Source organism: Rahnella sp. JUb53, assembly GCF_004346065.1.
Classification (GTDB): Bacteria; Pseudomonadota; Gammaproteobacteria; order Enterobacterales; family Enterobacteriaceae; genus Rahnella; species Rahnella variigena.
The window spans coordinates 121199-148079 of sequence record NZ_SLYT01000009.1 but is presented as its reverse complement, the minus strand read 5'-3'; the positions used below and the strand labels follow the sequence as shown (position 1 = coordinate 148079).

Here is a 26881-nt window from a genome sequence, read left to right as displayed (position 1 = left end):
CTCCGTGCGCATTTTAAGGCTGAACCACAATGATTTCTTGAGATGGATCAACGTGCTGCATCTGCAATTTCTCCGTTGCGATGCGTTCTACCCGGCTATGATCGCCGAGAGCATTCTCTTCAAGGATCAGGTTGCGCCATTCGATATCCAGCGCGTCCCGTTCCAGTACTAATTGTTCGCGCTGAGCCGTCAGCAAACGCGTACGGTGAGCGGTTGTGACCACTAAGATTGCGCTGACCAGAACAGCAATCAGCAAAATCAGCGGGATCTTGCCATTGCGCAGAATATCGCTGGCAATAACCCCCACTAAACCGTGGCGTTCGTTGCCGATCACGCTGTCGTTCTCTCAGCAAAACGCAGAACTGAACTGCGTGCGCGAGGGTTTTCAGCAACTTCAGCGTCTGAAGGCATCATTTTACCGACGGACTTCAGCGAACGTCCGCCGAGCTCCGCGATTTGCGCTTCTGTCATCGGAATACCCGCTGGTACTTGCGCGCCACGACTGTGCTGGCGAATAAAACGCTTCACAATGCGGTCTTCCAGAGAGTGGAAACTGATCACCGATAAACGACCTTCAGGTGCCAGAATTTCCAGAGCGCCATCCAGCGCGCGTTCGATTTCTTCCAGCTCGCTGTTGATGTAAATACGGATAGCCTGGAAGCTGCGCGTGGCCGGATGTTTGTGTTTTTCACGAACCGGCGAAGCGTTGGCAATCAAATCCGCCAGCTCTTTGGTTCGGGTCATCGGCAGCTCACGGTTACGCTCAACGATCGCGCGGGCAATCCGCTTGGCAAAACGTTCTTCGCCGAACGTTTTCAGCACCCAGGCAATGTCTTCGGCTTCCGCTTTCATCAGCCATTCAGCTGCTGAATAACCGCGGGTTGGATCCATACGCATATCCAGAGGCCCGTCGCGCATAAATGAGAATCCGCGTTCAGGATCGTCAAGCTGCGGAGAAGAAACACCTAAGTCCAGTAATACGCCGTCGATCTTGCCTTCGAGGCCGCGATCACGCACATAGTCAGCGAGATCAGAGAAAGGTCCGTGAACAATCGAAAAACGAGGATCATCAATGGATTCTGCGGCTTTGATCGCTTGTGGATCACGGTCAATCGCCAGCAAGCGTCCGTCCGGCCCAAGCTGGGACAAAATCAAACGTGAGTGGCCACCGCGGCCAAAAGTTCCGTCTATGTAAATGCCGTCCTGACGAATGTTAAGGCCGTTAACGGCTTCATCCAGCAAAACGGAGGTATGTTTGTAGTTTTCAACCATGCTTATAATGACAAGTCCTGTAATCGGTCAGAAAGGGGTTCCTGAGACGATTGTTCAGCGTCGATGTCTTCCTTAACTTGTTGATACCAGGTCTGTTCATCCCACAGTTCAAACTTATTGAACTGCCCAACCAGCATCACTTCTTTTTCAAGCCCGGCGTGCTGTCGCAATGTCGTTGCAATCAGCAGGCGCCCGGCGTTATCCATCTGACATTCACTCGCATGCCCGAGTAAAAGGCGCTGAATACGGCGCTCAACAGGGTTCATGCTCGACAGACGGGACAATTTTTGTTCGATAACTTCCCACTCAGGGAGGGTGTAAAGGAGGAGACATGGGTGATGGAGGTCTATGGTGCAAACCATTTGACCTTGCGATTCTTCGCTCAGCAAATCCCGATAACGGGTGGGTACGGCAAGTCGCCCTTTGCTGTCGAGGTTAACCATCGTCGCGCCACGAAACATGACCGATCTACCCCTCTGTGACCTTTTTCACCACTTTCCCCCACAAATTCCCACAGAAAAGAGTTTACGGATGGTTTTAAAACCTTGTCAAGCCAGAGCAGAGAAGGTTTGGCATTATTTACGCAGCCAGGCAATTACTTAGCGCAAGGTGATGATGTTTTTTAGAAGGGGAGAGAAAATAACGTCATGATTAGTTGAAGAAATTTCGGAGGGTTAATAATTTCGTTTAAAAAAAAGCCAAACTGAACATTATTTAACTATTTATATTCTTCTGCTAGCTAACTCTCATTTCCTGACTGTTTTGCCATAACAAAAATCATTTTCAGTTTTTTTATGACTGTCACGTCTACATCATCATCATTTTGCCTGTCAACCCGCAGGACATCAGTCTTCCGGCTGATTCAAAACTCATCAGCAACGCGTCAGACCATAACTGCGGGAAATTAAGCGGGGAATTCTACAGCACTTTTGCAGGGAGCATTAACGTATTTTAGAAATTGATTGGCAGGTTTATATCAGTGCAGGAAAGACAAAAACATTTGTTAATAATTCAGCAGCCTGGGAATGTTCTTAATTTACCCATTCTGCTTATATGGGAATTTTCGTATTTGATTATCACAACCTGCAAGATGCTTTATTCATTGTTACTTATGAAACGTGTTGCTGAGACGGGAAAACAACGGGCAGTCAGGATGAATGCCCGCAGGAGGTTTATTTGCGGCTCAGACGGCCACGGCGGAACAAATTACGCCGGATACGGGTCAGCCCGGCTTTCGGTTTTTTCGGCTCATCGAGACAGGCCAACACCAGTTCCAGCACGCGTTCAGCCACATCCCGGTGACGCTGCGCCACAGCGAGAACCGGACACTCCAGGAAATCGAGCAACTCGTTATCGCCGAATGTAGCAATAGCCAGATCGACCGGCAGCCGCCCTTCCGTTTTCAGCGTCACGTCCATGACACCCTGCAACAACTGGAATGAAGTGGTAAATAACGCCTGTGGCATCGGGTTGGTTTTCAGCCATTCAGCAAAGACGACGGCAGCCGATTCGCGATCGTAGGCATTGGCGTAAAGGTATTTCGGCTGACGGGGATCATCAGCCCAGGCCTGACGAAATCCCTGTTCACGCAAGAAGCTCACGGAAAGCTCCGGCAGTGCGCCGAGATAGAGTACCGATTCAGCCGGGAACGTGCGCAGTTCCTGCGCCAGCATCAGTGCGTCTTCCTGATCGGCCCCGACCACGCTGATGAAGTGCTCAGGGTCAAGGGCACGGTCGAGCGCAATGATCGGGAAATCATCGTTAGCCCAGCGCTGATAGAAAGGATGTTCCGGCGGTAAAGACGTGGAAATAATGATGGCATCAACCTGACGTTGCAGAAGATGTTCGATGCAACGCATTTCATTATCAGGCTGATCTTCAGAGCAGGCGATCAGCAGCTGATAGCCACGCTGACGGGCCTGCCGCTCAAGGAAATTGGCAATTTTGGTGTAGCTGGTGTTTTCCAGGTCAGGGATCACCAGACCAATAGAACGGGTTCGACCGGCGCGCAGACCTGCTGCCACCGCGTTCGGGTGATAGTTATGTTCCTTCACGACAGCCATGACTTTCTCGACTGTCTTATCGCTGACACGATACTGTTTCGCCTTGCCATTAATCACATAACTGGCCGTGGTACGCGAAACGCCCGCTAACCTCGCGATCTCATCCAGCTTCACTGAGCAAACCCCTTAATAAAGATAATGCTTTATCTAACCGCAGAAGCCCCTGCCGGGCAAGGTGTTTTACCGAATCGCTTCACCTGACTCGCAAAAAAGAAAGCCCGGCTCATGAGCCGGGCTTTTAACTATCAGCAAAACTTCACATCTTGCTGATTATTTGAGCTTTAACGCATAATCTTGTCGCCACGCGAAACACCGACCACCCCGGAGCGTGCAACTTCCACAATTTCAGCCACATCACGGATACTGGCTAAAAATGCGTCAAGCTTGTCGCTGGTTCCCGCCAGCTGAACGGTGTAAAGCGTGGCGGTGACGTCCACGATCTGACCGCGGAAAATCTCAGTTGAACGTTTAACTTCTTCACGGCCATAGCCGGAAGCCTGCACCTTCACCAGCATGATTTCACGCTCAACATGAGCACCCTGCACCAGCTCGGTCACGCGCAGTACGTCGACCAGCTTATGCAGTTGCTTTTCGATTTGCTCAAGCACTTTGGCATCGCCGACGGTCTGAATGGTCATGCGTGACAGGGTTGGATCGTCAGTGGGTGCCACGGTCAGGCTTTCAATGTTGTAGCCACGCTGAGAGAACAGGCCGACTACACGGGACAACGCGCCCGATTCGTTTTCCAGTAAAACTGATAAAATCCGGCGCATGATCAGGTCCTCTCCGTTTTGCTTAACCACATTTCGTCCATCGCACCGCCACGGATGTGCATCGGGTAAACGTGTTCTGTTTCATCTATGCTGATATCCACAAATACCAGACGATTTTTCTGTTCCAGCGCCAGCGCCAGTTTGCTTTCCAGTTCATCCGGCGTGCGGATTGCGATACCCACGTGCCCGTAAGCTTCCGCCAGTTTCACGAAATCAGGCAGAGATTGCATATAGGATTGGGAATGACGGCCGGAGTAAATCATGTCCTGCCACTGCTTCACCATGCCGAGATAACCGTTGTTCAGGTTCACAACGATCACCGGCAAATCGTATTGCAGCGCAGTCGACAGTTCCTGAATGTTCATCTGAATACTGCCGTCACCGGTCACGCAAATCACCGTTTCATCCGGCAAACCGAGTTTTACACCCAGCGCGGCTGGCAGGCCGAAGCCCATTGTGCCGAGGCCACCGGAGTTGATCCAGTGTCGCGGCTTGTCGAATTTATAATACAGCGCAGCAAACATCTGATGCTGGCCGACATCCGACGTCACGTAGGCATCGCCTTTAGTCAGACGGTGCAGCGTTTCGATAACCGCCTGCGGCTTGATGGTGCCGGTATTTTTGTCGTAGCTCAGGCATTCGCGGCCGCGCCAGTTTTCAATGTTTTGCCACCAGTCGCGCAGCGCATCGAATTCCTGCTTTTCGTCGCTTTGTGCCAGCAATTCGAGCATCTGAACCAGTGTCTGTTTTGCATCGCCGACAATGGGAATATCCGCATTCACGGTTTTAGAGATCGACGTCGGGTCGATATCGATATGCATGACTGTCGCATTCGGGCAATATTTCGCCAGATTATTAGTAGTACGGTCGTCGAAACGCACACCTACGCCGAAAATCAGATCCGCACTGTGCATCGCCATATTGGCTTCGTAAGTGCCGTGCATACCGAGCATGCCAAGGCTCTGACGATGCGTGCCAGGGAAAGCGCCCAGCCCCATCAGAGAACTGGTTACCGGCAGATTCAGTTTCTCTGCCAGCTGCAGCAACTCAGCATCACACTCAGAGTTGATCGCACCGCCGCCGACGTACAGCACCGGTTTTTTAGCCGCCAGCAAGGTTTGGACGGCACGTTTGATTTGCCCGCGATGGCCCTGCACCGTCGGGTTGTAGGAGCGCATTGTTACCTGCTCAGGATAGGCGTAAGGCAGTTTGATCTGCGGATTCACCACATCTTTTGGCAGGTCGACGACGACCGGGCCAGGACGTCCGGTAGACGCCAGATAAAACGCTTTTTTCAGCACAGTCGGAATATCTTCCGCGCGCTTTACCAGAAAACTGTGTTTCACCACAGGGCGGGAAATGCCCACCATGTCGCATTCCTGGAACGCGTCATAACCAATGAGTGAACTGTGGACCTGACCTGATAGCACCACCAGTGGAATGGAATCCATATAAGCCGTGGCAATACCGGTGATCGCATTGGTTGCGCCGGGACCGGAAGTCACCAGCACCACGCCCACGTCACCCGTGGCGCGCGCATAACCATCAGCCATATGAACAGCACCCTGTTCATGTCTCACCAGCACATGATCTATCCCACCGACCGTATGCAGGGCATCATAGATATCCAACACCGCTCCGCCGGGATAACCGAATACGTGCTTAACGCCCTGGTCGATTAACGACCGGACGACCATCTCGGCTCCTGACAACATCTCCATGGTTTTGCCTCCAGGCTTTTTGTTTCTTCTATAGGATGACTTTTTATTTCAGCTAGCTGTTCTATCAGGCAACGATTTATGGGGAAACCGCTGAATTTTAGGACTTTCTATCGGGATTAAAAAACCCTGCTGTTCTTATTGGCGTTCACAAACCTAACTCAGTACCTTAGCGTCAGAATCTGAGTCAGGCAAACGCCAAAAAGGGTCAGGAAATATCGTTATATCGGCTCGCACTGCCTTCATTCTTCTGTCCGGCACAAAACACTGCCTGAGAGTAGCAACCAGTCAGAAATATCAGGAAGGCCCGAAAAATTACAGTATTAAATTATGTCCGTCACGGACATACAAATGAGGATGAAACCGGCAAACGCATGTTTGCCGGTAATTGCGCAGGGAAAAGGGGAAACAGATCCGGAAGGAATTACTCGCGGTAAAGCTGGTCGATTTCTTTCTGATAACGGCTGAAGATGATTTTGCGCCGCAACTTAAGCGTCGGGGTCAGCTCACCATCCTCCATCGTGAAAGGCTTGGTCAGCAGTACAAATTTTTTCACCTGCTCAAAACCGGCCAGCTCATGCTGGATCTCGCGCAACTGATGCGCAAACAGTGAAAGGATTTGCTCGTTTTTAACCAGTCCGGTGCGGTTGAGATAATCGATATGATGGTTTTGCGCGTAAACGTTCAGCACGTCAAAATCAGGCACAATCAGCGCGGAAACAAAGTGACGTTCATCGGCGATCACCGCAGCCTGCTCAATGTAACGATCCTGCACCAGCGTGCCTTCTATACGCTGCGGCGCAATGTATTTGCCGCCCGAGGTTTTCATCAGATCCTTCAGCCGTTCGGTGATGAACACATTGCCTTCTGCATCCATTTTTCCGGCATCGCCGGTTTTAAACCAGCCATCAGCCGTAAAACTGGCCGCCGTTTCTTCCGGCTTATTAAAATAACCTCTTAAAAGCGTCGGGCCGCGAACCTGGATTTCATTCTCTTCGCCAATGCGCACTTCAATTTCGGGTAACGCTGTACCGACCGAACCGAAGCGGAAATCGTTTTCTTCCCAGCAGGTAACGGTGGCGCAGGTTTCTGTCAGACCGTAACCGTATTTTATTTTCAAACCAAGTGATTCGAAAAACAAGATCACGTTATCGTCAAGACTGGCGCCCGCTGCCGGCAGAAAGCGTAAATTTCCACCCAGCAGATTGCGCAGCTTTTTCAGTACCAGTTTATCGGCGATGAAATACGCCGGAGAAAGCCAGAAGGGATAACGCGCTTTACGGCGTTCAGTCAGAAACTTCTCTTTGCCCTGCGCGACAGCCCAGTGGAACAGTCGTTTTTTTACGGTTCCGGCTCGGGCTACTTTGTCATGTATGGCGCTGAAAACTTTTTCATAGAAACGCGGAACCGCGCACATTACCGTGGGTTTAACGGCCTGCAACGCATCGCGCACCAAATCAGTTTCACGCAGGAAAACATTCTGCGCGCCACTGTGCATGACGAAGAAACTCCAGGCGCGCTCAAAAACATGCGCCAGCGGCAGAAAGCATAACGAGACATCGCGGTCAGAAATACTCAGGCGTTTTTCATGCTGCTTTAGTTGCGTCGCCATACTGACGTAATCGAGCATGACCCCTTTCGCCTCCCCCGTTGTTCCCGAAGTATAAATCAGCGTGAAAAGATCGTTGAGGTCACAGGCATTAACCCGCGCCTCACGTTCAGCCGCCACAACGCTGTCCTGAGGAACAATGCCTGAAACATGCCGGGCAATGGGCACACCGCGCAAATCAACGTCGTTATCGAGCACAAAGATATGTTTCAGTTGCGGACACAGTTCACGCAACGCCACCGCCGCATCATACTGACTCTGCCCGACAACGAACAAAATGCGGATATCGGCATCATTAAGCACATACGCAGACTGCGCGGGGGTATTGGTCGCATACACGGGCACGGTGACGGCCCGTAACTGCAAAATCGCCAGATCGGTCATCGCCCAGGCCATCGAGTTGTTTCCGCAAATGGCGATCCGCTCCTGGATACCCACGTTCTCCTGAAGCAAAACGTCGGACAGCGCATCGACTTTCTCACCTAGTTCACGCCAGGTGAGCGTGCTTTCAGCCACAGGCGACCATTCACGGAATGCAATTTTTTCAGCGCGACTGATGACTTGATGGCGAAAACGGGTGATCAGGTGGTAGTCATTTAAGGTTGGATTCATTGAGCGTCTATACCGGCGTCCAGCGCAATCAGATAAAGGAGGGAGCTTACTGCATTGCTCTGTTACAAAGATTTAACGCAGTCTACCGGCAAACATTGCACGGTGAAATCAAATTGTAGAAGCACAGGTGCTCTTTTGGAAAACCAGGAAGGACTTTTAGAAATGAAAAAAACCTGCGTGGCTCTAACGAGGCGCAAAAACCAGGCAGGATAAAAAACCACAAAGAAAACCATAACCAGCCATTTTTACTGTGGAAGGAAACACAGTAAAAATGGGACGTATCAGAGTCACTCGCTATAAAGAAATAATGCATTGGCTTAATAACGACTTCATCCACATATTGCCTTTATCTTTACTGGAAGATTCATGCCATGACAGATAACAAGTCAGGTTGTTCTTCATCCAGGGTAACGGGATAACGGACAGATTTAATATTCCGGCACTCGATTGTGCCATCCAGCGCGGTACCAGCGCGACCATATCTGTTTTCGACACTATTTCCATTACGCTGGAAAGATCTGTTCCCTGATAAGCAATCAGCGAATGCATTTCGGGGTCATCATAATAAGGTGAACTGAATGAATAAAAACGATCAAGCATCATGACCGCATGTTTTTCTTTCAGATATTTCTCATCTGACATATGCGGGCTGATCCGCGGATGTTTTTGTGCTGCAACCAGAACCAGTTCATCATTAAATAACGCCTGATTACAAAAGTCCGGGCGGTCGAATTTACGATAACTGATCATGAACTCAATATTCTGATAACGTAACTGATGCTCAATATTGTCGTTCACAATGGTTTGCAATTTAATACTGACATCCGTCGACAAAGTGTCGACCGCATTCAGTACCTGCGAAGTCAGACGCTTATCCAGCGGACTGCAAATCGCCACATTGAATTCACGAATACTCACGTTAGGATCGAAACCCGCTCCCGGGAGTTCGTTCATCACCAGTTGCAGAGCCTGACGGATAGGGCCAAATAACTGGCGCGCACGCATTGTTGGCTGGATCCCACGGCCAAAGCGGACAAACAAATCATCATTAAACATGATCTTTAACCGGGCGACAGCGTTACTCACTGCCGGTTGGGACATCCCCAACATATTGGCTGCGCGAGTAATATTTTGTAATTGCATCACGGCATCAAATACCGTTAACAAATTCAAATCTACATTGCGGAGGTGTGTTTCCGCTTCAGGAGGTTTAGTTTGATTGTCTGTAGTCAAATCGGACATTACATTTCCTATTCAAGATACCTCAGCTGTTTAAGGCTGATCATCCTTAATCATTCGTTTTTAATAAAATGTCACCGAAATGAATTCGGGCATACAAAAACCAGTAAATGAATGCAGTAACTGAATGCATTCTACTTTCAGAAAAAAATGGACTCTTATTTCCAATAATCAGAAAGATAAATGCTACTTTAATTTCATCTAGGCAAAACTGATGATATAAAACAATAAAATGTTTATAGAAACAACATGCGGAAAATGAATAATAAGTTAAGCGCCACTAAATCATTTATAACCCACTGTATTAAATAGTTTATTACTATTGACCAGATAAGTTAACGTCCATTTTAAGACGGTTTTTTTTCTTTACTGCCGCCTGAACGAACAAAAACCTTCGTTCCAGATACATTTGGTAAACTAGTTTATAATGCTAAATGAGATGAATTATCATTATTAAATTTCCACACCGTGAAGGTTGACATACCGCACACATTCCCGTATCACTTTAAGCACTGTTTGAACGATGTCCGTTCTGACCACCCAATTACGAGAAGCTGAAAACATATGTTCATGATCACCCGTCTCCTAGGCCTACTACTCAACGCAGAAAATTTGCGCGGTAAGCCAGTGGGCGAAAATCAGAACTGATTTCAACTTCCACAGACAATAAACCCGCGCCGATGCGCGGGTTTTTTTTTATCTCTCCGCAGGGCGCGAAAATAAAAGCAGACAAGGAACAACCCATGAGCGAGCAAGTCATTATTTTCGATACCACGCTGCGTGACGGTGAACAGGCGTTACAAGCCAGCCTGAGTGTTAAAGAGAAGATTCAAATTGCAATGGCGCTGGAAAGGATGGGCGTTGACGTAATGGAAGTAGGCTTCCCGGTCTCTTCTCCCGGCGATTTCGAGTCTGTACAAACCATTGCCCGTCAGATCAAAAACAGCCGGGTTTGCGGTCTGGCCCGTTGTGTGGACGGTGATATCGACGCCGCTGCCGAAGCATTGCGCGTAGCAGAAGCTTTCCGCATCCACGTATTCCTGGCCACCTCTACCCTGCACATTGAATCCAAGCTGAAGCGTTCGTTTGATCAGGTGCTGGAGATGGCAACTCACTCCGTGAAACGCGCCCGTAATTACACCGATGACGTCGAATTCTCCTGCGAAGACGCTGGTCGTACCCCGCTGGATAACCTGTGCCGTGTTGTTGAAGCTGCCATCAAGGCCGGGGCGACCACCATTAACATTCCTGACACCGTGGGTTACACCACGCCGGTTCAGTTCGGTGGCATTATCACCAATCTGTATGAACGCGTGCCTAACATTGATAAAGCGATTATTTCCGTTCACTGCCACGACGATCTGGGCATGGCAGTCGGTAACTCCATCGCGGCGATTCAGGCCGGCGCGCGTCAGGTTGAGGGCACACTGAACGGTATCGGCGAACGTGCCGGTAACACTGCGCTGGAAGAAGTGATCATGGCGATCCGCACCCGCAGCGACTACATGAACGTTCACACCAACATCAATCACAAAGAAATCTACCGCACCAGCCAGATTGTCAGCCAGATCACCAACATGCCGATCCCGGGCAACAAAGCGATTGTCGGTTCTAACGCCTTCGCGCATTCCTCCGGTATTCATCAGGACGGCGTGCTGAAAAACCGCGAAAACTACGAAATCATGACTCCGGAATCCATCGGTCTGAATCAGGTTCAGCTGAACCTGACTTCCCGCTCTGGTCGTGCTGCCGTTAAGCATCGTATGGAAGAAATGGGCTACAAAGAAGCCGATTACAATCTGGATCATCTGTATGCCGCGTTCCTGAAGCTGGCCGACAAAAAAGGTCAGGTTTTCGACTACGATTTAGAAGCACTGGTCTTCATTAACAAGCAGCAAGAAGAGCCTGAGTTCTACCGTCTGGATAACTTCAGCGTGCAGTCCGGCTCAAAAATTACCGCCACGGCATCAGTCAATTTGTCCTGCGGCGAAGAAATTATCACCGAAGCCGCCACCGGCAACGGTCCGGTTGATGCCGTATATCAGGCCATCAACCGCATCACTGGTTATCAGATTGAGCTGGTGAAATACCAGCTGAGCGCCAAAGGCCAGGGCCGAGATGCACTGGGCCAGGTTGACGTGGTCGTCTCTTTCAATGGCCGCCGTTTCCACGGTGTCGGCCTGGCAACGGACATTGTCGAATCCTCTGCAAAAGCGATGGTACACGTACTGAATAACATCTGGCGCAGCAAACAAGTTGAGATTGAAAAACAACGTTTGCAGCAGTCAGGTCAGCAACACAACAACATTCAAAATAATCAGGAAACGGTGTGAACATGAGCAAGACCCATCATATTGCCGTCTTACCCGGAGACGGAATTGGCCCGGAAGTTATGGCCCAGGCATATAAAGTTCTGGAAGCAGTACGTCAGCGTTTTGGTCTGAAGATCACCACCAGCGAATACGATGTGGGTGGCGCAGCCATCGACAAACACGGCAGCCCGTTGCCAGAAGCGACCGTTACCGGTTGCGAACAAGCTGATGCAATTTTGTTCGGTTCCGTTGGTGGCCCGAAATGGGAACACTTGCCGCCAAACGATCAGCCTGAGCGTGGCGCATTATTGCCCCTGCGCAAACATTTCAAACTGTTCAGCAACCTGCGCCCTGCCCGTCTGTATCAGGGTCTGGAAGAATTCTGCCCGCTGCGTGCCGACATCGCCGCAAAAGGTTTCGATATCTTGTGTGTGCGCGAACTGACGGGTGGCATTTACTTCGGTCAGCCTAAAGGCCGCGAAGGTCAGGGTATGCATGAGAAAGCGTTTGATACCGAAGTGTATTACCGCTTTGAGATTGAGCGTATCGCCCGTATTGCCTTTGAATCTGCGCGCAAACGCCGCAGCAAAGTGACCTCCATCGATAAAGCGAACGTGTTGCAGACTTCCATTATGTGGCGCGAAGTGGTTAACGAAATCGCCAAAGATTATCCGGATGTCAGCCTGAGCCACATGTACATCGATAATGCGACCATGCAGCTGATTAAAGACCCGTCACAGTTTGACGTGCTGCTGTGTTCCAACCTGTTCGGCGACATCCTGTCTGACGAGTGCGCGATGATCACCGGCTCGATGGGCATGTTGCCTTCTGCCAGCATGAACGAGCAGGCATTTGGTTTGTTCGAGCCTGCGGGTGGCTCAGCGCCGGATATCGCCGGTAAAAACATTGCTAACCCGATTGCACAAATCCTGTCTGCCGCGCTGTTACTGCGTTACAGCCTGGGTGCGGATGACGCGGCCAATGCCATCGAACAGGCTGTTAATAAAGCACTGGAAGCCGGACACCGTACGGGTGATTTAGCTAACGGTCAGCAGGCACTGGGCACCAGTGAAATGGGCGATATCATTGCCCGCTTTGTGAAAGAAGGGGCATAACATGGCCAAAACTCTGTATCAGAAATTGTTTGATGCGCACGTCGTTTATGAAGCACAAAACGAAACGCCATTGTTATACATCGACCGCCACCTGGTTCACGAAGTGACATCTCCGCAAGCTTTTGACGGCCTGCGCGCGATGGGTCGTCAGGTGCGCCAGCCGGGTAAAACCTTTGCGACCATGGATCACAACGTGTCCACGCAAACCAAAGACATCAATGCAAGCGGCGAAATGGCGCGCATCCAGATGCAGGAATTAATTAAAAACTGTGCGGAATTCGGCGTGCAGTTGTATGACCTGAACCATCCGTATCAGGGCATCGTTCACGTTATCGGTCCTGAGCAGGGCATGACCTTGCCGGGCATGACCATTGTGTGTGGCGATTCCCATACTGCTACGCACGGTGCGTTTGGTTCGCTGGCCTTCGGTATCGGTACATCAGAAGTGGAACACGTTCTGGCGACGCAAACCCTGAAACAGGGTCGCGCCAAAACCATGAAAATCGAAGTGACTGGCGATGCACCTGTCGGTATCACGGCGAAAGATATCGTTCTGGCGATCATCGGTAAAACCGGCAGCGCTGGCGGTACGGGTCACGTTGTAGAATTCTGCGGTAAAGCCATTGAGGCGCTGAGCATGGAAGGTCGTATGACCCTGTGCAACATGGCGATCGAAATGGGTGCGAAAGCCGGTCTGGTTGCGCCGGACGAAACCACGTTTGCCTATCTGAAAGGCCGTCAGTTCGCGCCAAAAGACCAGAACTGGGACGCGGCAGTTGAGTACTGGAAGACCCTGAAAACGGAAGACGGTGCGAAGTTTGACAGCATTGTCACCCTGGACGCGTCTGAAATCGCGCCACAAGTCACCTGGGGCACTAACCCGGGTCAGGTGATGGCGGTAAACCAGACCATCCCGAATCCGGCCTCATTTGCTGATCCGGTAGAACGTGCTTCTGCTGAAAAAGCGCTGGCGTATATGGATCTGCAACCGGGCATTAAACTGACCGATGTGGCGATCGATAAAGTGTTTATCGGTTCCTGCACCAACTCCCGTATCGAAGATTTACGTGCGGCAGCAGCCATTGCCAAAGGCCGTAAAGTGGCGAGCGGCGTACAGGCGATTGTGGTACCAGGCTCCGGTCCGGTAAAAGCGCAGGCGGAAGAAGAAGGTCTGGATAAGATCTTTATTGAAGCGGGTTTCGAATGGCGTCTGCCAGGCTGCTCAATGTGTCTGGCGATGAACAATGACCGTCTGGAACCCGGCGAGCGTTGCGCGTCCACCAGTAACCGTAACTTCGAAGGCCGTCAGGGTCGTGGGGGCCGTACGCATCTGGTCAGCCCGGCAATGGCGGCGGCGGCGGCGGTTACCGGCCGTTTCGCTGATATTCGTGAACTGAACTGAGGAAAACACCATGGCTAAATTTACCCAACACATCGGTCTGGTGGTTCCGCTGGATGCAGCTAACGTCGATACCGATGCCATTATTCCGAAACAGTTTTTGCAGAAAGTGACCCGCACCGGTTTCGGTCAGCACCTGTTTAACGACTGGCGTTTTCTGGACGATGCCGGTCAGGTGCCCAATCCTGATTTCGTGCTGAACAAGCCGCGTTACAAAGGCGCAAGCATTTTACTGGCACGCGAAAACTTTGGTTGCGGTTCTTCCCGCGAACATGCGCCCTGGGCGCTGACCGATTACGGCTTCCATGCGGTGATCGCGCCAAGCTTTGCCGATATCTTCTACGGTAACTCTTTCAATAACCAGTTGCTGCCGATCACCCTGAGCGAAGCAGAAATCGACGAGTTGTTTGAACTGGTAAAAAACAACGAAGGCATTCAGTTCGAAGTAGATCTGGAAGCGCAAACCGTGAAAGCGGGCGATAAAACCTATCCGTTCGTCATCGACAGCTTCCGCCGTCACTGCATGATCAACGGTCTGGACAGCATCGGCCTGACGTTGCAGCACGAAACAAACATTTCCAGCTACGAGAAAAATCAGCCTGCCTTTATGCAGTGATTATTGTCAGTTAGCGATTAAGAAGGCGGGCTCAGTCCCGCTTTCTTAATCAGCCTTAACCTCATACCAGAACCTCTGCCAAACTTCCCTCACAGAGTCACTCTGTCGTAAACTTCTTTGTCACCCTTATTTCGCTTAGCGCAAGAGGATAGTGGTATTTACTCGATAAAAATTCGGCTATTTCCAGCATCGGGTAGGCTGACACCGTTTTAAACAGACCATAGTTTGGATCGAGGAAAAAAGACTCAAACTCATTGTAACGAAAGGCGGCGACAGCATGGCATGCCTCTTCACCCTCATCTGTAAACTGGAACTTGATAATCATCCCGGATAAGGGATTCTTATTCTCGCGAGTATTCAGCGTGGTCATTGTCATAAAGGAACTTCGTTCATGCAAAGAATATTTTAAGCCGGGAACGGCAGTTATCATTTCTTTTTCACGCTGACGTCTATTCTTATAATTTACAGTAACTTCCTCATGCTCTAACTGGCTGAAGCCTTGAGCACTATCCTCGTCAGCTCGTCTTTCTGAATTTTCTTGCTTTCTGCGTGCCCGGTCAAAAAGCAGGCGCTGGCTTGCATAATCTGTGGGCAATAAAGCTTTTTCTTCAGGAGATTTCACGGGTGTAAACCATCCTGAAAACCAACGCCCTGAATATTGTGAAGACCGGTCTTTCAATATATCGCCTAACCAGGTAAGACAAAAGCCAAAACAATAACCCTCCGATTTATGTTCATCAGTGAATGAACCATAGTTTTTTTCAATAGAAGTAATCGTAATCATACTAAAAACATCTCCAACATTATCATCTAACGAAATACAATATCCATGAGAGGCTGTTTTTAATTATTCCTGGAAACTATAAATTCTAATAATGGCACAGCCTCTTTGTATACCTTATTAATATATTGAGTGACATCCTTCATAGGATAAGAAGAGGATGTTTTAAATAATCCTAAATTAGGATCGAGAAAAAAACATTCCGTGGCATTATAGCGAAAGGCTGCAACGGAATGGTAGCCGACCTCGCCCGGTATCTCAGAATACCGGAAAGCAATGATCGTCCCGGTGAGAGGATGAGCATGACCAGAAAGATTTAACCCGTTAAACAACATAAAATCATTACGTGCTATCAGTCGATATTGTAATCCGGGAACCCCTGTTATTTTTTCCTTTTCTGCCTGACGGAAATTTTTATAATTAACAAAGGCCTCATGGCGTCCTGTCTGACGTTTCGGATCCTGCTGACTCTCCCTGCAGCTTTTCAGATAGCTCTCATGCCGTCGGTATGCCCGCTCCAGTAATAGCCTTAGCTTCACAGTATCAGAGGGGATTAAGGCTTTCTTATCCGCTGTCAGTGGCGGGGAAAACCAACCGGAAAGCCAGCCTGGAAACCAGTTGCCCATTTTCTGTGCTGGCCGTTCTTTTAATATATCGCCAAGCCAGGTCAGACATAAACCAATACAAACGCCCTCAGATTTCTTCTCATCAAGAAATGAATTATATGTTTTCCTTATAAGTACAACCGGAATCATATCTTTCCCCTTTATCAGTATTTTAGAAAGCCGATAATATAGCCCCCTCCTTTAATTATCCAGACGGTAAGGAGGATTAGAGGGGGAGAAGAATGTTTATTCTTGAGGGAGAGTCCAGATAACTAATAAAAATTAAGTCATTGCAGAAATTTAAAAAACTAAATGTATTATTCAGCTGAATAGGTTAAAGAGCGAATTAATTGCTCTTTAACCCCACGTCATTCACACGTCTTTGACTTTATACATCAGCCCGAGCGCCACCACTGCCAGCACGGTTGCGGCCCAGTACACCGGATAATGGCCGAAGTTTTCCACGATAAAGCCCTGCAACAACCCCGCGCAAATCACACCAGTGGAAATGCTGTTGGTGAACAGTGTGGTCGCTGAACCCGCCCTTCCCGGCATCAGATCCTGAAAATATAACATTCCGATCCCGGCGACGATGCCGATGAAAATCGCGTTGAACAATTGCAGGATCATCAGCGCGGCTTTGAACTGAAACGCCACCAGTCCGGCATAGAAAATCACACCGCTTACCACGGCATACAGCATCAGCTTGCGCTTGCCGGTACGTTTGACCAGATAACCCGCCAGCAACATCGCCGGAATCTCCAGTCCGGCAGCGGTTCCCATCAGCAAGCCCGCCAGCCCTTCCGGCAGACCCAAATCACTGGTGATGTACAGCGGCATATCAATGACATACATGATATTGCAGGTCCACATCAGCAGGGAGGAAAAGAACAACAGCCGCACATCTTTGTTGCGCCAGGCGCTAACCGGCACCGCTTTTTCATCCACCGGTTGTTCAAGGCGCGGCACTGACGGCAGGAAGAAAAGGATCATTAATATGCTGCCGACAAACACTGCGGCGGCACTCAGGTACATCGGCGTAAAGCCGTAATTCAGCGCCAGCATAAAAGAGAGCGGCGGGCCCAGCACCCACGCCAGCGAGAGCATCGCACGCATCATCGAACTGAACATCACCACTTCACTGGCGGAGCGATCCGCATGTTCACGCGCCAGCGCAAAGAGCTGCGGCATTGACGCATTGCCTATCGCCGCCAGCAATACGCCAACGGTGATCAGCACCAGATAATCGCGGCTAAAGGCAAATACCAGGCTGTTACCCAGCGCCATCAGGCAGCAGAACATCAGCAATTTCCGCCGGTCGCCTTTGTTATCGGAACGGTTAGCCAGCAAAAAGCTGATCGCGATCCCGGCGATGGCGTTAACGGTATAAAAGAATCCCACCCACAGTGGCCGGACCTTCACTTCGTTAGTCAGAAACAGACTCAGCGTCGGTGCCTGTAATGCACCCGCCACGCCGCACAGCAAGGAGACCACCAGAAAGGTGACATAAATACGATTAAAACGAGGTTTTGGCATGACGTCGTCCCTGAGAAATGAATGTCTTACAGCACAATATACAGTGTATACCCAAAACAGTTCGAGTTGCAGAAAGGCGGCAAGCGCACGGATCCCGATGAGCTGACACAGGTCAGTGATTCGGGTGAGTAAGAGCGGCCAACGCGTCTGTGGCTCGAAATGTGAAGGGTATACGAATAAAAAAACCAGTGAGTTTCCTCACTGGCTGGTGACAATACACCATTACTCAGAAAATCGAATTTAGTCAGACCTGAAGTCACAGTCGCCGGCGGTATTGCTCGTCGTCCAGCGTTTCCATATCCCACTGCGTAAGACGGGACAGAATATCCAGACGGTATTGCACCGGAACCCAGGACAGCCAGTCTGCATGATTTTTAGAGGCGTTCTTTTTGATGGCTTCAAAATAACGCTGATAGAAACGGGCGTTCAGACTGCGTTTCATGCTGACCTCCGGTGATTCACAACAGGCTTTCGTTGAGAAACAGTATCAGCGTAATATGAGGAAAGATAAATTGATGAAAATTGCCCGTGGAGTTCCTCCTTTATGTCCTCGTCCCGTTTGCAACAACAGTTCATCCGCCTGTGGCAAAGCTGTCACGGTGAAGACACTGAAACGACGCTACAGGCACTGTCGGAAGTTCTGAGTTGCTCACGCAGACACATGCGCTCGTTGCTCAGCACCATGCAGGAACAGGGCTGGCTGACGTGGGATGCAGAAGCCGGACGCGGCAAACGTTCCACGCTGAAATTTCTGTATACCGGCCTCGCACTCCAGCAACAGCGCGCCGAAGAGCTGCTGGAGCAGGATCGTATTGATCAGCTGGTACAACTGGTCGGCGACAAAACCCTGGTGCGCCAGATGCTGCTTTCCCAGCTCGGCCGCAGTTTCCGTCAGGGTAAGCATATCCTGCGTGTGTTGTATTACCGTCCGCTGATTAATCTGCTGCCCGGTACCATGTTACGCCGCTCTGAAACCCATATTGCCCGGCAAATTTTCAGCGGCCTCACACGCATAAATGAGGAAAAAGGGGAAGTCGAAGGCGATTTAGCCCATCACTGGCAGGAAATTTCGCCGTTGCAATGGCGTTTTTATCTGCGCCCTGCCATTCATTTTCATCACGGCCGTGAACTGGAGATGGTGGATATCATTGCTACCTTCACCCGGCTGAAAACGCATCCGCTGTTCAGTAATCTGAAATCAGTCACAACGCCCACGCCAAATGTTATTGATATCCACCTGAATGAACCCGATCGCTGGCTGCCGTGGCTGTTCGGCAATATCCACGCGATGATCCTGCCGCAGGAGTGGCAGTCGCTGCCCGATTTTGCCCGCCATCCGGTCGGTACCGGCCCTTACGCCGTGGTGCGTAATCTGAAAACCCAACTGCGCATCCGCGCCTTTGATGATTATTTTGGCTTCCGGGCGCTGATTGACGAAGTAAATATCTGGGTGTTGCCGGAACTGAGTGAAGAACTGGTGCATTCCGGTGTACAGCTACAGGCCGATGAATCTGGCAAAAGCGAACTGGAAAGTCGCCTGGAAGAAGGCTGCTATTTCCTGTTATTTGACCAGCGTTCGCCGGTCGGACAATCCGCGGAAACCCGTCAGTGGTTGTGCGATTTACTTAATCCCATCGCCTTACTGAATAATGCCGAACCGATTTATCAGCGCTACTGGTCGCCGGCTTACGGCCTGCTGCCACGCTGGCACCATAAAGCGCCACAACCGCGTCCGCCCAGACCGCAAAACCTGACCCAGGTGACACTGACATTTTACGGCGAGCATTCCGAGCATCAGGCGATCTGCAATGCGCTGCAGCCGCTGCTGGCGTCCGAAGGCATTGAGCTGATTATTCAGGTCGTGGATTACGCGGTCTGGCACCGCGGTGACGCCAAAAGTGATCTGTGGCTCGGCAGCGCCAACTTTACCCTGCCACTGGAATTTTCACTGTTTGCGCATTTCTATGAATTACCGCTGGCGAAACACTGCTTCAGTGAAGAAATGGAAGATGACGCCGCGCAGTGGCATGCGGGGAATTTATCGATCGCCAAATGGAGTCAGAAACAAACGGTCAGCCATCAGATCCATCCTCTGTTTCATCACTGGCTGGTGTTGCAGGGGCAGCGCAGTATGCGCGGCGTGCGTATGAACACCCTCGGCTGGTTCGACTTCAAATCCGCGTGGTTTGCGCCGCCGGACAGTTAATCGGACTATCGCATCGCGCCGTTAGTCTCTAGAATGACATCCGTTCTCAACGGGGTGCCAGCACTTGTGAAAGCAAGTTTAAATATGGCTGAGACCTGATACCCGTCGAACCTGATCCGGTTAACCCCGGCGGAGGGATTTGAGACTGCGTGATGCTTACTCAAAATCCTTTGCCCTTTCATTTTTTTTGGAGCGCAAAGTTGAAAAAATTATTGTCCTGCCTGCTGTTACTTTCTGCACCTGTCTTCGCGGCAAAACCTGTCCTGACGGTTTATACCTATGATTCTTTCTCTGCCGACTGGGGTCCGGGCCCGGCGATCAAAAAAGCCTTTGAAGCCCAATGCGGCTGCGAGCTGAAATACGTTGCGCTGGAAGACGGTGTCTCTTTGCTTAACCGTCTGCGGATGGAAGGCAAAGACAGCAAAGCCGACGTGGTTCTCGGGCTGGATAACAACCTGTTGCAGGCAGCTGAACAAACCGGATTATTTGCCAAAGCGCCGAAAACCGCTGCCAGACTGACCGTACCAGGCGGCTGGGACAACACCACGTTCGTGCCTTACGATTACGGCTATTTCGCGTTCGTCTATGACAAAAACAAACTGAAGAACCCGCCAAAAAGCCTCGATGAGCTGATCAACAGCGACCAGAAATGGAAAGTCATTTACGAAGATCCGCGCACCAGTACACCGGGTCTGGGCCTGATGTTGTGGATGCAAAAAGTCTATGGCGACAAAGCACCGCAAGCGTGGGAAAAACTGGCGAAGAAAACCGTTACCGTCACCAAAGGCTGGAGCGAGGCTTACGGTTTATTCCTCAAAGGTGAAAGCGATCTGGTGCTGAGCTACACCACGTCTCCGGCTTACCACATCGTGGAAGAGAAGAAAGATAACTACGCGGCAGCAGATTTCACCGAAGGCCATTATATGCAGGTCGAAGTGGCGGGTCAGTTGGCGAACAGCCAGCAACCGAAACTGGCTGAAGAGTTCATGAAATTCGTTACTACGGAAGATTTCCAGAAAGTGATCCCGGCCGGCAACTGGATGTATCCGGTGATCAACACCCCGCTGCCTGACGCTTTTAAACAGCTGACGATCCCGGCTAAATCCCTGCAATACAGCGCACAGGATGTCGCCACTCACCGTTCACAATGGATCCAGGCATGGCAGAACGCCGTCAGCCGTTGATCCCGCGCTGGTTGTGGCCGGGCGCCATCGCCTCGCTGCTGATGTTGCTGGTGGCTATGCTGGCGTTAGGCTCTCTGTGGCGTCATGCGCCACAGATGAGCGGCGCCTCGCTGTGGCAGGATCCTTATCTCTGGCATGTGATCCGCTTTACCTTCTGGCAGGCGCTGCTTTCGGCGCTCTGTTCTGTGCTGCCCGCCATTCTGCTGGCGCGTGCGCTGTTCCGCCGCCGCTTCCCCGGACGTCAGCTGTTACTACGTTTATGCGCGATGACGCTGGTATTACCGGTTTTGGTGGCAGTCTTCGGCATTCTCAGCGTTTACGGACGACAGGGCTGGCTGGCGCAGATTTGCGGCTGGCTGGGCGTGGATTACCGTTTCTCGCCTTATGGTTTACAGGGCATTTTACTGGCTCATGTGTTTTTCAATCTGCCACTGGCAGCCCGACTCTTATTGCAGGCGCTGGAGAATATCGCCGTCGAACAGCGTCAGCTGGCTGCGCAGCTTGGGATGAACGCCTGGCAGCAATTTCGCTTTGTTGAATGGCCTGCCATTCGCCGGCAGATTTTCCCCGCCGCTGCATTGATTTTTATGTTGTGCTTCGCCAGCTTCGCCACGGTGCTGTCGCTGGGCGGCGGTCCGCAGGCGACCACCATTGAACTGGCGATTTTTCAGGCGTTAAGTTACGACTACGATTTAAGTCGCGCGGCCACGCTGGCGCTAATCCAGCTGTTTTGTTGTCTGGCGCTGGTCTTGCTCAGCCAGAAACTCAGTCAGGCGTTGCCGGTCGGACAAACGCATTCTCAGCGCTGGCGTAACCCGGACGATTCCAGGCTGCGGCGCATCGCAGATGCCGTGCTGATCGGCCTGGCGTTAATGCTGATCCTGCCGCCGCTACTCGCCGTGATTACCGACGGTATCAACCGTGCAGCAGTCGGTGTTTTACAACAACCTGCACTGTGGCTGGCATTATGGACATCCGTGCGTATCGCGCTGGGCAGCGGAATAGTGTGTGTTCTGCTGACTATGATGCTGTTGTGGAGCAGTCGCGAACTGCGATTACGGCAGAGAAATGGCTGGGCGCAGGCGATGGATCTCAGCGGGATGCTGATCCTTGCGATGCCGGGCATTGTGCTGGCAACCGGCTTTTTCCTGCTGCTTGGCGATACGACAGGTTTGCCGCAATCGCCGTGGCCGCTGGTGATCATGACCAATGCGCTGATGGCGGTGCCTTATGCGCTAAAAGTGCTGGATAACCCGATGCGCGACGTGGCCGAACGTTACACGCCGCTGTGCCTTTCACTGGATATGCACGGCTGGCAGCGCCTGCGCTGGGTGGAACTGAGCGCGCTGAGGCGCCCGATTGCGCAGGCGCTGGCGTTTGCCTGCGTGCTGTCGCTGGGGGATTTCGGCGTGATCGCCTTATTCGGCAATGAGAACTTCCGCACCCTGCCGTTTTATCTGTATCAGCAGATCGGCGCCTATCGCAGCCAGGACGGCGCGGTGACGGCGCTGTTATTGCTGCTGTTATGTTTTCTGTTATTCACCCTGATTGAGAAATTACCGGGCCGCCATGCTGACGCTGAATAAACTGACGTACCTGTACGAACACCTGCCGATGCGCTTCGATTTACAGATCGAGGCCGGTGAGCGCGTGGCCATTCTCGGGCCGAGCGGCGCGGGAAAAAGTACCCTGCTCAGCCTGGTCGCTGGTTTCCTGGCACCGGTCAGCGGGCAGATCCTGCTTAACGGTGCAGATCACAGCGCGACACCACCGGCAAAACGTCCAGTGTCGATGCTGTTTCAGGAAAACAATCTGTTCTCGCATCTGACGGTGCGTCAGAACATGGGGCTGGGGTTACATCCGGGGCTGAAACTCACCGCGCAGCAGAAGCGCGAACTGGAAGACATCGCCCGACAGGTCGGGCTGGAAGAGTGCCTGGATCGCTTACCGTCGCAGCTTTCCGGCGGGCAGCGTCAGCGTGTCGCACTGGCGCGCTGCCTGTTACGCAGCCAGCCAATTTTATTGCTCGACGAACCGTTTTCGGCACTCGATCCGGCGCTGCGCAGTGAGATGCTGAGTTTGCTGGATAAAGTGTGCGGGCAACGTCATCTCACATTGCTGATGGTGTCGCATAATCTGGACGATGCGGCGCGGATTGCCCCCCGTACACTGCTGGTTGTCGATGGCCGGATTTTCTACGACGGACCGACGCAGGCACTGGCCGACGGCAGTGCGCCGGAAGCCAGAGTATTGGGGATAGATGTTTCAGGAGCGGACGTTTAGGACATCCGCCTGACATCAGCGGGTGATCACTTTCCACAGCAGATGACCGTAAACCGGCATCATCGGCTGTTTGCTTAGCATCACCAGACTCACTGCGGTTGCGATCAGACTCAGCACACAAACGACGCGCAGACGCGGCAGGGGCAACCATTTGGTCATCGCATCAGGTGAAGCTTTGCCCGACCGGAACCAGCGCCAAAGCAACCAGGCACTCAGCCAGATCAGCACCACGGCGGCAAACAGCATCCATTTGAACACTGAACTGTTGTGGCTGGCCGGAATATCAATCGCAACGCCCGCCAGAATCCCCGGCAGGAAATACACCGGCGGCCAGGTGATGCAGCCGATGATATTCGGCGGTGCAAATTTATAAGGCGGCAGGTTCAGCATACCGGCCACCATCGGCACCAGCGGGCGCGTTGGCCCGATGAAACGACCGATAATGACGGTGGCAAAACTGTGCCGATCCAGCGCATATCCGGTTTTATCCAGTAATGACTGGTAACGCTTAAGGAAGCGCCAGCGGTGTAACGGTTCCTTGAAGCCGCGGCCAATGAAATACGAGGCCCAGTCGCCAAAGAAACAGCCCAGACCCGCCGCCAGCCAGGCTTCGTACAACCCGACCTGACCGCTGCCGATCAGCGTGCCGAGCGTCGCCATCATCACGGTGCCGGGCAAAATCAGCCCGACCAGCGCCAGCGACTCGAAGAAAGCCACCACAGCGACAATAATTAATGCGAAGCCCACCGACTGAGCGACCAGATGTTGTAGATAGGCTTCCATAAATTCCCAGAATTCAGTTACGTCTGCGCCAATTGCGCAGATAAATGAGACAAGTGTGAGTTTTCTGCATTCTCATTGTAGTAAATACATCAAGCGGCTGAATTGTCAGCGCATGAACTATCACAGTCAACCGCGTAATTGTATACGTATTTGGCAGAAACCTGAGCCATAGACAAAGACTGTATAAATAACCATACTCTGTCTTTGCAGTTCATCTTTTATTTCATCTGTTCCGAGGCGCTTATTAACGCAAATTCCGTCCCTTCATCTGCCCGTTCCCCTGACACGGCGCCGCGTCAGGGATTTGTGCTGACCCGCCACTGGCGCGACACGCCGCGGGGTACGGAGGTGGATTTATGGCTGGCGACAGACGACGGCCCGCAAAAAGTACGCCTGCCCTTGCAGGAATCGGTGGCGTTTATTCCCGCTGAACAGCGTGCGGCGGCAGAGCGTATTCTCATTGATGAAAAAAATATCAGTCTGCGTCCGTTGCCGTTGCAGGATTTCCATTCCCGCGCCGTTCTTGGGCTTTACTGCCCGCAACACCGGCAGTTAATGCGGATTGAAAAACTGCTGAAAGAAAATGGCGTCAATGTTTTCGAAGCGGATATCCGCCCGCCGGAACGCTTCCTGATGGAACGCTATATCACCGCTCCGGTCTGGTTCAGCGGCAAACCCGGGCCGGACAAGCTGTTGCTGGACACCAAAATGAAACCGGCGGAAGACTACCGCCCGCCGCTGAAACTGTGTTCGCTGGATATCGAAACCAGCGGCAACGGCGAGTTGTATTGCATCGGGCTGGAAGGCTGCGGGCAGCGCCACGTTTATATGCTCGGTCCGCCCAACGGCGATCCGGATGCTCAGTTCGATTTCAACATGGTTTACGTCGACAGCCGCCCGCAGTTGCTGGAAAAACTCAATGAGTGGCTGGAGACTTACGATCCCGACGCGATAATCGGCTGGAGCGTTGTGCAGTTCGACCTGCGGGTTTTACAGAAACATGCAGACCGCTACAAAATCCCGCTGAAATTCGGGCGCGGTGGCGGTGATCTTGAATGGCGTGAACATGGCTTCAAACAGGGGCACTTTTTTGCTGCTGCCGCTGGCCGCCTGATTATCGACGGCATTGAAGCACTGAAATCCGCATTCTGGAACTTCAACTCGTTCAGTCTGGAATTCGTCTCGCAAAGTTTATTGGGCGAAGGCAAAGCCAGTGACAATCCCTATCAGCGGCTGGCCGAAATCGAACAGCGTTTTCGCGAAGATAAACCGGCGCTGGCACGCTATAACCTGAAAGACTGCGAACTGGTGACGCGTATTTTCGCCAAAACAGAGCTGATGCCGTTTTTGCTGGAACGTGCTTCGGTGACTGGTCTGGCGGTAGATCGCAGCGGCGGTTCAGTAGCGGCGTTCACCCATCTTTATTTACCGCGCATGCACCGCGCCGGTTATGTCGCGCCAAATCTGGGCGAATTAGAGGGCGAAATGAGCCCTGGTGGCTTTGTAATGGATTCGCGCCCCGGTTTGTACGATTCCGTATTAGTGCTCGATTATAAAAGCCTGTATCCGTCGATTATCCGCACCTTTCTGATCGACCCGGTCGGGCTGGTTGCCGGACTGCAACAGCCTGACGACGAACACTCGGTGCCGGGTTACCGCAACGCCCGCTTCTCGCGGGAAAAACATTGTTTGCCGGAGATCGTCCGCCAGATCTGGATGGGCCGCGAGGAAGCTAAAAAGCAGAAAAACAAACCACTCTCACAGGCACTGAAAATTATCATGAACGCCTTTTACGGCGTGCTCGGCTCCAGCGGCTGCCGGTTCTTTGATCCACGCCTCGCATCTTCTATTACGCTGCGCGGGCACGACATTATGCGCCAGACCCGTGAACTGATTGAGGCCGAAGGCTATCAGGTGATTTACGGGGACACCGATTCCACCTTTGTCTGGCTCAATAAAGCCCATTCGCAGGAAGACGCTAACGTCATAGGTCGTCATCTGGTGGAACAGGTCAATGTCTGGTGGAAAGCGCACCTGCAACAGGAATACGGGCTGGAAAGCGCGCTGGAACTGGAATTCGAAACGCACTATCAGCGCTTCCTGATGCCGACCATCCGCGGTTCGGAAACCGGCAGCAAAAAACGCTATGCCGGCCTGGTGAATGACGCCGACGGCGAGCACATCGTTTATAAAGGGCTGGAAACCGTGCGCACCGACTGGACGAAACTGGCGCAGGAGTTTCAGCAGGAACTGTATCAGCGTATTTTCCACCGGCAGCCTTATCAGGATTACGTCCGCGATTATGTGGCGCGCACGCTCGACGGCGAATTTGATGACAAGCTGGTGTACCGCAAACGTCTTCGCCGCAAGCTGAGTGATTACGAAAAAAACGTCCCGCCGCATGTTCGCGCCGCAAGGCTGGCGGATGATTATAACGTTCAGCACGGGCGCGCAAAACAGTATCAGAACGGCGGCTGGATAAGTTACGTGATGACCACGTCCGGGCCTGAACCTCTGGAGAACCGCCAGTCCCCCATCGATTACGATCATTACATCGAACGTCAGCTGGAGCCGGTTGCCGACGGTATTTTACCTTTCCTCCATGACGACTTTGCTACACTGATTACAGGTCAGATGGGATTATTCTGAGCAAAAAAGGGATTGCTCTTTGATTCGCAGGTGACGAAAGGCTTACCTTCCATTACCATAGCGCCCTTTCCCATTTCTGAAACATCCTCACACAGCGAACTACTCCGCGCCTTATGGCGGGGAAAG

At 51.7% G+C, this 26881-nt stretch carries 22 protein-coding genes and 1 riboswitch; of the genes, 9 read left to right on the top strand and 13 right to left on the bottom strand.

Annotation, left to right across the window (positions count from 1 at the left end; all coding sequences use genetic code 11):
- Positions 1–13 precede the first annotated feature (13 nt).
- The 8 genes from ftsL to leuO form a co-directional block, all read right to left on the bottom strand.
- Positions 14–334 (bottom strand): cell division protein FtsL, encoded by a 321-nt coding sequence (gene ftsL, locus EC840_RS19635; protein WP_112286953.1) that lies wholly within the window; start codon positions 332–334, stop codon positions 14–16.
- Positions 331–1272 (bottom strand): 16S rRNA (cytosine(1402)-N(4))-methyltransferase RsmH, encoded by a 942-nt coding sequence (gene rsmH / locus EC840_RS19630; RefSeq protein WP_112286954.1) that lies wholly within the window; start codon positions 1270–1272, stop codon positions 331–333. Before rsmH ends, ftsL begins: the two co-directional genes overlap by 4 nt.
- A 2-nt stretch (positions 1273–1274) precedes the next feature.
- On the bottom strand, positions 1275–1733 hold the full coding sequence (mraZ, locus tag EC840_RS19625) for a division/cell wall cluster transcriptional repressor MraZ (protein ID WP_112286955.1): 459 nt from the start codon (positions 1731–1733) through the stop codon (positions 1275–1277).
- A 711-nt stretch (positions 1734–2444) separates the two neighbouring features.
- A complete protein-coding gene (gene cra, locus EC840_RS19620) occupies positions 2445–3449 on the bottom strand; it encodes a catabolite repressor/activator (protein ID WP_113876342.1) in 1005 nt (334 codons plus the stop codon).
- Between the two features lie 167 nt (positions 3450–3616).
- The gene (gene ilvN, locus EC840_RS19615; protein WP_013577020.1) at positions 3617–4108 is read right to left on the bottom strand and encodes an acetolactate synthase small subunit; all 492 of its coding nucleotides are present in this window, start codon (positions 4106–4108) and stop codon (positions 3617–3619) included.
- 2 nt (positions 4109–4110) lie between these two features.
- On the bottom strand, positions 4111–5829 hold the full coding sequence (gene ilvI, locus EC840_RS19610; RefSeq protein WP_113876341.1) for an acetolactate synthase 3 large subunit: 1719 nt from the start codon (positions 5827–5829) through the stop codon (positions 4111–4113).
- Between the two features lie 421 nt (positions 5830–6250).
- On the bottom strand, positions 6251–8047 hold the full coding sequence (locus tag EC840_RS19605) for a long-chain fatty acid--CoA ligase (protein ID WP_132966679.1): 1797 nt from the start codon (positions 8045–8047) through the stop codon (positions 6251–6253).
- A gap of 294 nt (positions 8048–8341) precedes the next feature.
- Positions 8342–9289, bottom strand: coding sequence for a transcriptional regulator LeuO (gene leuO / locus EC840_RS19600; protein WP_112286959.1), 948 nt, complete (start codon positions 9287–9289; stop codon positions 8342–8344).
- 740 nt (positions 9290–10029) lie between these two features.
- On the opposite strand from leuO, the gene leuA reads away from it, so the two are divergent.
- Genes leuA through leuD form a run of 4 tightly spaced genes read left to right on the top strand, consistent with a single transcriptional unit; the run spans position 10030 to position 14728 of the window.
- Positions 10030–11619, top strand: a complete 1590-nt coding sequence (gene leuA, locus EC840_RS19590; RefSeq protein WP_112286961.1) for a 2-isopropylmalate synthase — start codon at positions 10030–10032, stop codon at positions 11617–11619.
- 2 nt (positions 11620–11621) lie between these two features.
- Positions 11622–12713 carry a 3-isopropylmalate dehydrogenase gene (gene leuB, locus EC840_RS19585; RefSeq protein WP_113876339.1) on the top strand — a complete coding sequence of 364 codons (1092 nt, stop codon included), beginning with the start codon at positions 11622–11624 and terminating at the stop codon, positions 12711–12713.
- 1 nt (position 12714) lies between these two features.
- Positions 12715–14115 (top strand): 3-isopropylmalate dehydratase large subunit, encoded by a 1401-nt coding sequence (leuC, locus tag EC840_RS19580; RefSeq protein ID WP_112286963.1) that lies wholly within the window; start codon positions 12715–12717, stop codon positions 14113–14115.
- A gap of 10 nt (positions 14116–14125) precedes the next feature.
- Positions 14126–14728, top strand: coding sequence for a 3-isopropylmalate dehydratase small subunit (leuD, locus tag EC840_RS19575; RefSeq protein ID WP_113876337.1), 603 nt, complete (start codon positions 14126–14128; stop codon positions 14726–14728).
- A 97-nt stretch (positions 14729–14825) separates the two neighbouring features.
- Here the strand turns inward: leuD and EC840_RS19570 are convergent, their stop codons facing one another.
- From EC840_RS19570 to sgrT, 4 genes are all read right to left on the bottom strand, one after another.
- On the bottom strand, positions 14826–15512 hold the full coding sequence (locus EC840_RS19570; RefSeq protein WP_181955504.1) for a hypothetical protein: 687 nt from the start codon (positions 15510–15512) through the stop codon (positions 14826–14828).
- A 59-nt stretch (positions 15513–15571) separates the two neighbouring features.
- Positions 15572–16264, bottom strand: coding sequence for a hypothetical protein (locus tag EC840_RS19565; protein ID WP_132966677.1), 693 nt, complete (start codon positions 16262–16264; stop codon positions 15572–15574).
- Between the two features lie 222 nt (positions 16265–16486).
- A complete protein-coding gene (locus tag EC840_RS19560; protein WP_132966675.1) occupies positions 16487–17650 on the bottom strand; it encodes an MFS transporter in 1164 nt (387 codons plus the stop codon).
- Positions 17651–17906: 256 nt separating this feature from the next.
- Positions 17907–18092 (bottom strand): glucose uptake inhibitor SgrT, encoded by a 186-nt coding sequence (sgrT, locus tag EC840_RS19555; protein WP_112286968.1) that lies wholly within the window; start codon positions 18090–18092, stop codon positions 17907–17909.
- Positions 18093–18194: 102 nt separating this feature from the next.
- On the opposite strand from sgrT, the gene sgrR reads away from it, so the two are divergent.
- From sgrR to thiQ, 4 genes are all read left to right on the top strand, one after another.
- Entirely contained in the window at positions 18195–19856 is a 1662-nt protein-coding gene (gene sgrR, locus EC840_RS19550; protein ID WP_113876333.1) for an HTH-type transcriptional regulator SgrR, read from the top strand.
- A gap of 40 nt (positions 19857–19896) precedes the next feature.
- A riboswitch (TPP riboswitch) is annotated at positions 19897–20012 on the top strand.
- A gap of 44 nt (positions 20013–20056) precedes the next feature.
- Positions 20057–21040 carry a thiamine ABC transporter substrate binding subunit gene (gene thiB, locus EC840_RS19545; RefSeq protein ID WP_132966673.1) on the top strand — a complete coding sequence of 328 codons (984 nt, stop codon included), beginning with the start codon at positions 20057–20059 and terminating at the stop codon, positions 21038–21040.
- On the top strand, positions 21016–22626 hold the full coding sequence (thiP, locus tag EC840_RS19540; protein WP_129639712.1) for a thiamine/thiamine pyrophosphate ABC transporter permease ThiP: 1611 nt from the start codon (positions 21016–21018) through the stop codon (positions 22624–22626). Before thiB ends, thiP begins: the two co-directional genes overlap by 25 nt.
- The gene (gene thiQ / locus EC840_RS19535) at positions 22610–23323 is read left to right on the top strand and encodes a thiamine ABC transporter ATP-binding protein ThiQ (RefSeq protein WP_112286971.1); all 714 of its coding nucleotides are present in this window, start codon (positions 22610–22612) and stop codon (positions 23321–23323) included. Before thiP ends, thiQ begins: the two co-directional genes overlap by 17 nt.
- Before the next feature lie 15 nt (positions 23324–23338).
- On the opposite strand, the gene EC840_RS19530 is transcribed toward thiQ, so the two are convergent.
- Positions 23339–24106, bottom strand: coding sequence for a DedA family protein (locus EC840_RS19530; RefSeq protein ID WP_112286972.1), 768 nt, complete (start codon positions 24104–24106; stop codon positions 23339–23341).
- Positions 24107–24349: 243 nt separating this feature from the next.
- Here EC840_RS19530 and EC840_RS19525 point away from each other — a divergent pair, with 243 nt between their 5' ends.
- A complete protein-coding gene (locus tag EC840_RS19525; protein WP_132966753.1) occupies positions 24350–26755 on the top strand; it encodes a DNA polymerase II in 2406 nt (801 codons plus the stop codon).
- Positions 26756–26881: the final 126 nt, after the last annotated feature.